The following is a 10,436-nucleotide window of genomic DNA, read 5'->3' as shown; positions in this document are numbered from 1 at the left end:
GAGGCGGGCCGGGTGACGGTGAACGGCGAGACGGCCCGGCTGGGGGCCAAGGCCGACCCGGACCGGGACGAGATCCGCCTGGACGGAAAGCCCCTGCCCGCCAGGGCGGAGCCGGTGTATCTCCTTTTGAACAAGCCCCGGGGTTACGTCACCACCCTCTCCGACGAAAAGGGGCGGAAGACCGTGGCGGAGCTGGTGGCGGACTGCGGCGTCCGGGTGTACCCGGTGGGCCGCCTGGATTTGGATTCCGAGGGGCTGCTGCTGCTGACCAACGACGGCTGTCTGGCCCGGCGGCTGACCCACCCCAGCTGTGAGGTGGAAAAGACCTACCACGTCTGGGTCCGGGGTCCGGTCGAACAGGCGGCGGAACGCCTCGCCCAAATCCGGGACCTGGAGGGGGAGCCCATCCGCCCCGCCCGGGTAGAGACTCTCCGGCAGGGGAAAGAGGCGGCTAAGCTGGCCGTCACCATCCACCAGGGGAAGAACCGGCAGGTTCGCCGGATGTGCGCCGCCTGCGGCCTGGAGGTGGAGCGCCTCCGCCGGGTGCGGGAGCACACGCTGGCGCTGGGAACCCTGCCGCCGGGGAAGTGGCGGCGCCTGACGGCGGAGGAGGTCCGGGAACTGCGGGGTGGAGGCCGCGAAAGGGCCGTTTAGAAAAAATTCATATACTGTATATCTTGCATATTTTCCCCTTCTATGCTATACTGATTTCCGCTAAGCGGCGGCGCAGTATTCTAGTCAGATCTGCCGTTTCCTAGGGAGGGCCTAAAAATCCTCTGAAGGGCACATCGATGAAACCCGTGGTGCCTGCTTGATACGCCCAGTTTTGGGTGGGCGCTGGGGGGAAGTGTACTCGGTACGCTTGCGGACTCAGGGCGTTTTCCAATGGCATGGTTTATCCGACCCTGTTTCCGTGGAGACCTGTTCTTGTGCGCGGACGTACTCCCACTGTGGTAATTCCGGCCCGCGTACGAAGCAGATTGTGAACCTGCAATGCGGTGCATCGGTCTTTCGGGGCCGTAACGCTGTGTGCAGCCGTAGCCTGCCTTGAGTGGGGCGGGTGGATTAGGGAACTACGGAGGGCGGCCCCGGCCAGGGCGGCGTTCCGATCGCCCTTTGAAACCCGTTTTGCAAAAGAGGCTAAAGAAGCGGACAGACTGTGGTGGAAATCACCTAGGCTGTCCTGACGGGGCAGAAAAGGGATTGCAGTGCGGACTAAGTGGCAATCGGGTAGCGCGGAGAGGCAACGCCGCGCCGGAGCGCCGAACGGGAAACCGCCTCCATCGGCAACGAGAGGTGTGTTCCGGGGAAATCCAACCCGTACCTAAGCCGTAAGATTTACTTTTTCTGCCGCCGCCGGCTTAGCTTATAAAACATAAGAGGCCGTCCCCCATGGGCGGTCCTTTCGGGAGGTTCCTTTGAAAAAACAGCAGAAGGGAAAGGCCTCTTCCCCATATCGTTGGGCCCTTACGGTCTTTTTGATGGCGGTGGTCCTCTCCGCCGTGCTGAGTCTGGCGTCGGAGTCGATGCTGGAGGGCGCGGNCGTGACCGCCGCTCTTTTGATGCTGGCGCTGTTCATCGGCCTGGGCATTTTATTCGACATTATCGGCGTGGCCGTCACGGCGGCGGACCCCAAGCCTTTTCACGCCATGGCCTCCCACAAGGAGAAGGGGGCCAAGCAGTCGCTGATGCTGCTGCNGAACGCGGGGCGGGTCTCCAGCGTCTGCAACGACGTGGTGGGGGACATCTGCGGCATCGTCAGCGGCGCCACGGGGGCGGTGATTGTCACCCAGCTCCAGCGTGCGCTGAATTTGCGGACGATGCTGATTTCCGTGGCCNTCACGGCCCTGGTCTCCGGNNTGACCATCGGCGGCAAGGCCCTGGGCAAGACGGTGGCCATTAAAAAGAGCACCCAGGTGGTCTATTGGGCCGGGCTATTTTTGTACCTGTTCCACCATTGAGAGGAGAAGCTATGCTTTTGGATTCCATCCACTCTCCCGCCGACGTCCGGGCGCNGCCGGAGGGCCAGCTCCCCCAGCTCTGCCAGGAGCTGAGGGAGTTTCTTGTAAAGAGCGTCTCTAAGACCGGGGGGCACCTGGCCTCCAACCTGGGGGCGGTGGAGCTGACGGTGGCCATCCACCGGGTCTTCGACACGGAGCGGGACCGGCTGGTCTTCGACGTGGGCCACCAGTGCTACGTCCATAAAATGTTAACGGGCCGGCGGGAGCAGTTTGCCACCCTCCGCCAGCTGGATGGCCTCTCCGGCTTCCCCAAGCCCCACGAGAGCGTCCACGACGCCTTCATCGCCGGGCACGCCTCCAACTCCGTTTCCGTAGCCCTGGGCATGGCCCGGGCCCGGACCCTGGGAGGGGAGGACTACCGCGTCCTGGCCCTCATCGGCGACGGGGCCCTCACCGGAGGGCTGGCCTACGAGGGGCTGAACAACGCCGGGGCCTCCGGCGAGCCCCTGATTGTCATTTTGAACGACAACGGCATGTCCATCAACCTCAACGTGGGGGCCATGCCCTCCCATTTGGCCCGGCTCCGGTCCCGGCCCGGGTATTACCATTTCAAAAAGTGGTACCGGAGCTTGTTTGGCCCCCGGCCCATGAAAAATCCCCTCTACCGCTTTAACCACAAGATGAAGACCTTCTTGAAGCGGAGCCTCTTTCCCGGGAGCACCCTCTTTGAGGACATGGGCTTCACCTACCTGGGCCCTGTGGACGGCCATGACCTGCCCCGGCTGTGCGACGCTCTGCGCTGGGCCCGGGAATTGGACTGCCCGGTGGTGGTCCATGTGAACACCGTCAAGGGCAGGGGCTGCGCCTTCGCGGAGCGGAACCCGGACATGTACCACGGCGTGGGCCCCTTCGACCCCGAGACGGGCCTTTTGAAAAAGGCGGGGGAGGAGAGCTTTTCCTCCGTCTTCGGCAAGGCTCTGGCGGACTTCGCCCGGGAGGACGCCCGGGTCTGCGCGATCACCGCCGCCATGGCCGACGGCACCGGCCTTTCCGGCTTTGCCAAGACCTTCCCCGACCGCTTTTTCGACGTGGGCATTGCCGAGGGCCACGGCGTTTCCATGGCGGCGGGCATGGCGGCTCAAGGACTGTTGCCGGTCTTCGCCGTGTATTCCACCTTTTTGCAGCGGGGCTATGACATGCTCATTCACGACGTGGCCCTGGAGAAGCTCCATGTGGTCCTGGGCGTGGACCGGGCGGGCCTGGTGGGGGCCGACGGCGAGACCCACCACGGCTGCTTTGACGCGCTGTTTCTCCCGGCCCTGCCGGGCTATACCGTCCTCTGCCCCGCCAGCTTTGCCGAGCTGCGGCATATGCTGCAAAGGGCCCTCTTTGCGCTGACCGGCCCCGTGGCGGTCCGCTATCCCCGGGGGGGAGAGGGGGCCTACCGGGACGACGCCTCGGACAAGCCGCTGGTCCGCCTCCGGGCGGGGCGGGACGTGACCCTGCTGAGCTATGGCGTGCTGGTAAACCAGGCATTGGCGGCGGCGGCGCTGCTGGAGAAAAAGGGCATCCGGGCGGAAGTCCTGAAGCTGAATCAGATCGCCCCCCTGGACGGGGCGGTTTTGGCGGACTTTTTCCAGGAAACGGATATCCTATTGGTGCTGNNGGACTGCTTCGGCGCGGGCTGTGTGGGCCAGCGCGTGGCCGCCATTCTGGCGGGAGAGGGCCGGGCCCCCAAAAAGCTGATCTTAAAGAACCTGGGCCGGACCTTTGCCCCGGAGGGCGGCGTCCCTCAGCTGGAGGAGCGCTTCGGCCTGGATGCCGCCGCCGTGGCCGCGGCGGCGGAGGAGGCTTGCCATGAGCGATAAAATGAGATTGGACCTGCTTTTAGTGGAGCGGGGCCTGGAGGAGAGCCGCCAGCGGGCCCAGGCCGTTATCATGAGCGGCGTGGTCTACGTGGACGGCCGGAAGGCGGATAAGCCCGGCATGGCGGTCCCCGCCGCCGCCGCGGTGGAAGTCCGGGGGGACAAGCTCCCCTACGTCAGCCGTGGCGGGCTGAAGCTGGAGAAGGCCATGGCGGCCTTTCCCGTCCATTTGGAGGGGGCCGTCTGCGCCGACATTGGGGCCTCCACCGGGGGCTTCACGGACTGCATGCTCCAAAACGGCGCGGCCAAGGTCTACGCCGTGGACGTGGGCCGGGGCCAATTGGCCTGGAAGCTGCGAAGCGACCCCCGGGTGGTCTGCCTGGAGCGGACCAACGCCCGGTATCTCAGCCGGGAGCAGGTGCCGGAGGAGCTGGTCTTCGCCTCGGTGGACGTGAGCTTCATCTCCCTGAAATTGATCCTGCCCCCCCTGGCGGCCCTGCTGGCGGAGGGGGGACAGGCGGTCTCCCTGGTGAAGCCCCAGTTTGAGGCGGGCCGGGAGAAGGTGGGGAAGAAGGGCGTGGTCCGGGACCCCGCCGTCCACTTGGAGGTTTTGGAGCGCTATCTGGACCACGCCGCGGAAGCGGGGCTGACGGTGCGGGGCCTGACGTACTCCCCCATCCGGGGGCCGGAGGGGAACATCGAGTACCTGGGCTTCCTGCAAAAGGGCGGCGGCGCGGCGGCGCCCTTTGATTTAAAGGCCCTGGTGGAGGAGTCCCACCAGGTCTTGAAGGAACACGGAGAGGGGGAGCGCCCATGAGCGCCAAGAAGATCATCCTGTGCCCCAATCCCAACCGGGATCAGGGCATGAAGGCAACCCGGGCGGCGGAGGGTATCCTCCGCCAGATGGGCTTTCAGACGGTGGTGTGCTCTCCCTTCCGGGACCGGAAGGAGGGGGCCTTCGGCGACTATGATGTCCAGCCCCTGCCCCAGGAGCTCCGGGGGGCGGATCTGCTGATTACCTTTGGCGGGGACGGGACCATCCTCCACCTGGCCAAGCTGGCGGCCCTTCACAAGATGCCGGTGCTGGGCGTGAACATGGGGGGCCTTGGATTTGTGGCCGAGCTGGAGGTCTCTGAGCTGGAGCAGCTCCGCAGACTCAAGGACTGGCAGTTTGAGATGGAACAGCGGATGATGCTGGATGTCTCCGTCTTCCGGGACGGGCGGCAGATCTATACGAATCTGGGGCTGAACGAGGCCGTCANCCGGGAGGGCCCCATCTCCCACGTCATTCATTTGAAGATCTCCTCCGATGGGCGGCATCTGGCGGACATTGCCGGGGATGGCGTGATTGTGGCGACCCCAACGGGGTCCACGGCTTACTCCCTCTCCGCCGGGGGGCCGGTGGTGGAGCCGGTGGCCCAGACCATGGTGGTCTGCCCCATCTGCATCCACAACATGCGCTTTTCCTCCTACGTCCTCAGCCCCGAGCACACGCTGACGGTGGAGTTGGAGCGGAACGGGCGGAAGCCGGTTTACCTTTTCGTGGACGAGAGCCGGGCCTTTGCCCTGCGGGCGGACGATAAGATTCAAATCCGCCGCTCCCGCTACGTGACCCGGCTGGTGCGGCTGACGGAGCGGAGCTTCTGCGAGATCTTCGCTCAAAAAATGCTTCCGGGAGGGATGGACACATGAAACTTGACCGGCAGGCCGTGATCCTGGAGATCATTGCCCAGGAGAACATCGAGACTCAGGAGCAGCTGCTGACCCGGCTCCAGGCCCGGGGGCTCCGCTGCACCCAGGCCACCATTTCCCGGGACATCAAGCAGCTCCATCTGGTAAAGGAGCCGGCGGGCCAGGGGGTCTATAAGTACGCCGTCTCCGGCAACCGGACGACGCTGAACGTGGCGGCGAAGCTGCGGACCATCTTCCGGGAGTGCATCGTCAGCATCGATTATGCCCAAAACATCGTGGTGGTGAAGACCATGCCGGGACTGGCCAACGGGGCCTGTTCCGCCCTGGACAATATGGACATGAACGACATCGTGGGCTCCCTGGCGGGAGATGACACCGCCCTGCTGGTGATGCGGAACACCGAGGCGGCGGAGCTGCTCTGCCAGGAGATAAAGGATATGCTTTGACTTAAAGAGGGGACTTCGTCCCCCCTTTAGATTCCCCCCACNAGTGACATCGGTCNCTGANGACGCCGCCCCAGGCGGCTAAGGTCAAGGAATTTTTGTGACGCGCATGTCGTCACAAAAATGATTTTAAAATGGAGGAGACGGCCGCCATGCTGGAGCTTCTGCACATCGAAAATATTGCGGTTATTGAGGAGGCGGACATCCAATTCCGCCCGGGCTTCAACGCCCTCACCGGCGAGACCGGAGCGGGCAAATCCATCGTCATCGACGCCATGGGGGCCGTCCTGGGGGGCCGGACCTCCCGGGACCTCATCCGTACCGGGGCCGCCAAGGCCTTCGTCAGCGCGGAGTTCTCCTCCGTCCCGGCGGAGCTGCCGGGCCTTCAGGAAAACGGTGTTTCCCCTGACGAGGATGGGAATCTGTTGCTTCAGCGGGAAATCTCCGGCGACGGAAAGAACGCCTGCCGTGTCAATGGGCGCCCCATCNCCGNGGCCCAGCTCCGGNAGATTGGCGGGGAGCTCTTGAATATCCACGGCCAGCACGACGGGGCCCAGCTTCTGGACGAGGAGCTCCACGGGGCCTATCTGGACCGCTTCGGCAAAACGGAGGAGCCCTTGGGAGCTTACCTAAGGGCTTACACGGTGCTCTCGGGCCTTCGGGAGCAGATCAGGGCCCTCCAGATGGACGAGGCGNAGAAGGCCCGGCGGGTGGACAGCCTCCGCTTTCAAATCGGCGAGCTGGAGCGGGCGGAGCTCCGCCCCGGCGAGGAGGAGGAGCTGGAAGCGCGGCGGAATCTTCTGCGCAACGGCGAGAAATACCTCTCCGCCCTCTCCGGCGCGGATTACTGCCTCTCCGGCGACGACGAAAGCGCCGGGGCGGTAAACCAGCTCCGGGACGCGGAGGAAGCCCTCTCCGGCGTGCGGAACCTGGACGAGGAGCTGGAGGCGGCGTACAAGCGCCTGGGGGCTTTGCGGAGCGAGGCCTATGACCTGGCGGAGACCATCCGGGACCTGCGGGGGGCCTTCGACTTCTCCCCGGAGGAGCTGGACGCGGCGGAGAGCCGGGCGGACCAGCTCTACCGCTTGAAGAAGAAATACGGGGCCACCGTGGAGGAGATGCTGGCCTATTTGGACCAGCGCCGGGCAGAGCTGGACGCCATCGAGACGGCGGACGACACGAGGATTCTCCTGGAGAAGAAACTGGTCAAGGCGGAAAAGGCCGTTGGGGCGGCGGGGGCGGCCCTGACAAAGGCACGGAAGGCGGCGGCGGCGGTCCTGGAGGCCCGCATTCAAAAGGAGCTCCGGGACCTGGACATGAACCGGGTCCGGTTTGCCATCGACTTTGCGGAAAAGGACCCCGGCCCCGACGGCTGTGACGTGGTCCGCTTCCTGATGTCCGCCAACGCCGGGGAGGATTTGAAGCCCATCTCCAAAATCGCCTCCGGCGGCGAGCTGGCCCGGATCATGNTGGCGCTGAAAAACGTCCTGGCGGAGCAGGAGGCCGTGGGCACCCTGGTCTTCGATGAGGTAGACACCGGCGTTTCCGGCCGGGCGGCCCAGAAGGTGGCGGAGAAGCTGGCTCAGGTGAGCCGGGGGAAACAGGTCCTCTGCGTCACCCACCTGCCCCAGCTGGCCGCCATGGCGGACACCCACTTCTCCGTGGAGAAGGGGGAGGCCAAGGGCCGGACCTACACCCATGTGGTCCTGCTGGATCGGGAGAGGCGGAAGGCGGAGCTGGCCCGGATCACCGGAGGCTCCAAGGTGACGGAGGCGCTGCTGAANAGTGNCGGAGNGCTNCTGGAGGCGGCGGAAGCCTATCGGGCAGCATTATAAGAGGTATTACAAAAGACTTTATGAAACATACGGGAGGGGCCGCTATGAAATCCAAAGCCGCTGTGAAGCGCATTATTGAGACTTTGAAGGGCGTCTATCCCGAGGGGCTGTGCTCCCTGCGGTATGAGAAGGATTACGAGCTCCTCTTTGCCGTGCGCCTCTCCGCCCAGTGCACCGACGCGCGGGTGAACCAGGTGACCCCCGCCCTGTATGCCCGTTTTCCCACCCTGGAGAGCTTTGCCGGGGCGGACCCCAGGGAGGTGGGGGAGTACATCCACTCCTGCGGCTTTTACAACGGCAAGGCCAAGGATATGGTTCTTTGCGCCCAGCGGCTGCTGGCGGATTTCGGCGGGAAGGTCCCCGGCACCATGGAGGAGCTGACCAGCCTCCCCGGCGTGGGCCGGAAGACCGCCAACCTTATTCTGGGGGATATCTACGGCCAGCCCGCCTACGTCTGCGATACCCACTGCATCCGCATCACGGGGCGCCTTGGGATCACGGACGGGTCCAAGGACCCCCTCCAGGTGGAAAAGCAGCTCCGGGAGGCCCTGCCCCCCAAGGAGTCCAATAACTTCTGCCACCGGATGGTTCTCTTTGGCCGGGACACCTGNACCGCCNGGAGCCCCAAGTGCCAGGGCTGTCCCCTTGCGAAGGACTGCGACACGGCGAAGGCCGGGTAATAAGAAAACGAAGCGCCTGTGCGAGAGCACAGGCACTTTTTTGCCTTCCGGCNCATATACTGGCCTTGAAGACCGCAAAGGAGGAAGCGATATGGATGAGAAATCGGCCCAGATGGCCGAACAGCTCCGGAAGAATCCGGCGATGCTGAAATCCCTGATGCAGTCCCGGGACGGCCAGACGCTGATGCGGATGCTGACCCAGGACGACGGGGGCGCGGGACTGCGGAAAGCGGTTCANTCCGCCGCCNAGGGCGACGCCGGAGCCATGACCCAAATGGTGAGCCAGATCATGCAGAGCCCCGAGGGGGCGGCGCTGGTGGAGCGCATCAACAAGGCGGTTCAGAAATAGCTTTCATGACGAGGGGGTTGGGCCCGTATGGCGGAATTTGACGACAAGCTGAACAGCATACTGTCCAACCCGGACGCCATGAGCCAGATTATGCAGCTGGCCCAGTCCCTGGGCGGGGGAGGGGCGCAGGAATCCGCCCCGCCGCCCCCGCCGGACCAGCCCGGCGGGCAGCCGGGAGGGCCCGCCTGGGGGAATCCGCCGCAGGCCGCTCCGCCGCCCGCCGGGGGCGGTGGAGACCTGCTGTCCTCCCTGTTGGGAGGCGGAGGGCTGGACATGGGACTTCTCACCCGTCTGCTGCCCCTGATTCAGGAGCTGGGGGGCCAGCGGGACTCCAACGCCCGGAATTTACTTTACGCCCTGCGGCCCTATCTGCGGAGCGACCGCCAGGAGAAGGTGGAGCGGGCCCTCCAGCTGGCAAGGCTGTTCCACCTGGGGAAGAAATTCCTCTCGGGATGGGAGGGCTGAGGCATGTATAACCGCTACATCCGCAACGACAACGGCTCTTATACCCGCATTCCGGAAGAGGGGCCGCCGCCCGGTGGACCGCCGCCGGGAAGCCCGCCTCCGGAGGAGCGTACTTCCGGGGAAACGCAGTCCGGTGGAGCGCCCCAAGGGGGCCCTTCCCCGGGCGGCGGGCCTTCTCCGGGCGGGCCTCCGTCCGGCGGGGCCCGGCCAAACGGGCCGGGGCCTGGGCGGCCCCCCCACGGCCCGCCCCACGGCGGGCGGCCCTCGGACGGCCTGACGGGAATTCTCCAGCATCTGCTGGATCAGCTTCACCTGGACCATGTGGACACCGGGGATTTGCTGCTGCTGGCGCTGCTGTTTTTCCTCTTCCGGGAGAACGCGGACGAGGAGCTGCTGGTGGCCCTGGGGCTGCTGCTGATTTTATAGACGGAAAAAGGACGGGAATTCCCGTCCTTTCCTCGTCTCAATTTATGGGCACCATGGACTCCGTCCCGCCGTCGTCCAGCAGCACCGTGCCGTCGGGCAGGGTGAACCGGGAGGCGTCGTATTCCGTCTGGTCCACGTAGAGGGAGGTCATCCGGTAGACGGCGTTTTCCCCCAGCAGGCGCTCCGCCTGGACCAGCAGGCCGTTTTCCACGCTGACCCAATACCGGGTGGAATAGCCCGCCTCATCCGCCGCTGTCTCCACGTAGATGCAGGTCAGGGTGTCCAGGGGCCGGTAGTCCGCCAAAGAGATGTCCTCCACAGGCAGATCCAGGATGTCCTCATAGGTGGGGATGGACTGCTCCACGTCGGCGGAGAACTCTCCCGCCGGCAGTACGGCGACCTCCGCGTCCTGGTCATAGCCGTACCAAATATAAGTTTCCTCCCCATTGGTAAGGCTGATGCGGGTATTCCCGTCCGGCAGTCCCCGGTCCACCCGGGTCCAGGGCCCCCGGACGATGGTGTAGAGCTCAACCGTCCCGCCGCCGCCGTCCCAAAGGTACTCAAGGGTCATGTTCCGCCCGTAGTTTTCCGGTCTTGAGAGGCTGGAAACAGCGGCCTGGACCGTCTCAGGCGTGATCTCGACAACCGTCACGCCGGAGGAGTCGCCGCCGTCCCCGGCGGCGGGGTCCCTGGGAAGGTTGGAGGGGGGGCGGGTCATAT

Annotated in this window: 12 protein-coding genes; 11 read left to right on the top strand and 1 reads right to left on the bottom strand. The window is 65.0% G+C overall.

From position 1 onward, the window contains the following. From JX325_RS08490 to JX325_RS08440, 11 genes are all read left to right on the top strand, one after another. Positions 1-654, top strand: a 654-nt coding sequence (locus JX325_RS08490) for a pseudouridine synthase (RefSeq protein ID WP_204790729.1), incomplete at its 5' end; no start/stop codon positions are given. Positions 655-1,418: 764 nt separating this feature from the next. Beyond that, positions 1,419-1,961: a hypothetical protein gene (locus tag JX325_RS08485; protein ID WP_204790728.1), complete on the top strand. Its 543-nt coding sequence runs from the start codon at positions 1,419-1,421 to the stop codon at positions 1,959-1,961. Between the two features lie 11 nt (positions 1,962-1,972). After that, positions 1,973-3,829, top strand: a complete 1,857-nt coding sequence (gene dxs, locus JX325_RS08480; protein WP_204790727.1) for a 1-deoxy-D-xylulose-5-phosphate synthase — start codon at positions 1,973-1,975, stop codon at positions 3,827-3,829. Beyond that, on the top strand, positions 3,819-4,643 hold the full coding sequence (locus tag JX325_RS08475) for a TlyA family RNA methyltransferase (protein ID WP_204790726.1): 825 nt from the start codon (positions 3,819-3,821) through the stop codon (positions 4,641-4,643). The genes dxs and JX325_RS08475 overlap by 11 nt, the downstream gene beginning before the upstream one ends. Further along, a complete protein-coding gene (locus JX325_RS08470) occupies positions 4,640-5,518 on the top strand; it encodes an NAD(+)/NADH kinase (RefSeq protein WP_204790725.1) in 879 nt (292 codons plus the stop codon). The genes JX325_RS08475 and JX325_RS08470 overlap by 4 nt, the downstream gene beginning before the upstream one ends. Continuing rightward, a complete protein-coding gene (argR, locus tag JX325_RS08465; RefSeq protein ID WP_204790724.1) occupies positions 5,515-5,964 on the top strand; it encodes an arginine repressor in 450 nt (149 codons plus the stop codon). Before JX325_RS08470 ends, argR begins: the two co-directional genes overlap by 4 nt. A 149-nt stretch (positions 5,965-6,113) precedes the next feature. After that, positions 6,114-7,796 (top strand): DNA repair protein RecN, encoded by a 1,683-nt coding sequence (gene recN, locus JX325_RS08460; protein ID WP_204790723.1) that lies wholly within the window; start codon positions 6,114-6,116, stop codon positions 7,794-7,796. A gap of 44 nt (positions 7,797-7,840) precedes the next feature. After that, entirely contained in the window at positions 7,841-8,476 is a 636-nt protein-coding gene (gene nth, locus JX325_RS08455) for an endonuclease III (protein WP_204790722.1), read from the top strand. A 91-nt stretch (positions 8,477-8,567) separates the two neighbouring features. Next, positions 8,568-8,825, top strand: coding sequence for a hypothetical protein (locus JX325_RS08450; RefSeq protein ID WP_204790721.1), 258 nt, complete (start codon positions 8,568-8,570; stop codon positions 8,823-8,825). Positions 8,826-8,852: 27 nt separating this feature from the next. Next, entirely contained in the window at positions 8,853-9,290 is a 438-nt protein-coding gene (locus JX325_RS08445; RefSeq protein WP_204790720.1) for a hypothetical protein, read from the top strand. A gap of 3 nt (positions 9,291-9,293) precedes the next feature. Next, positions 9,294-9,716 (top strand): hypothetical protein, encoded by a 423-nt coding sequence (locus JX325_RS08440; RefSeq protein WP_204790719.1) that lies wholly within the window; start codon positions 9,294-9,296, stop codon positions 9,714-9,716. A 37-nt stretch (positions 9,717-9,753) separates the two neighbouring features. Here the strand turns inward: JX325_RS08440 and JX325_RS08435 are convergent. After that, positions 9,754-10,436, bottom strand: a 683-nt coding sequence (locus tag JX325_RS08435; protein ID WP_204790718.1) for a hypothetical protein, incomplete at its 5' end; no start/stop codon positions are given.

The sequence above is a fragment of the Oscillibacter sp. CU971 genome, from assembly GCF_905219725.1.
Classification (GTDB): domain Bacteria; phylum Bacillota; class Clostridia; order Oscillospirales; family Oscillospiraceae; genus Oscillibacter.
The sequence above is the reverse complement of the archived record's forward strand: the minus strand, read 5'-3'. Positions and strand labels throughout refer to the sequence as shown.

What these genes read in the sequence shown, in the direction of transcription:
- JX325_RS08475 (WP_204790726.1), top strand. Translation starts at nt 3,819, where the DNA reads ATGAGCGATAAAATGAGATTGGACCTGCTTTTAGTGGAGCGGGGCCTG.
- argR (WP_204790724.1), top strand. Translation starts at nt 5,515, where the DNA reads ATGAAACTTGACCGGCAGGCCGTGATCCTGGAGATCATTGCCCAGGAG.
- JX325_RS08445 (WP_204790720.1), top strand. Translation starts at nt 8,853, where the DNA reads ATGGCGGAATTTGACGACAAGCTGAACAGCATACTGTCCAACCCGGAC.
- JX325_RS08440 (WP_204790719.1), top strand. Translation starts at nt 9,294, where the DNA reads ATGTATAACCGCTACATCCGCAACGACAACGGCTCTTATACCCGCATT.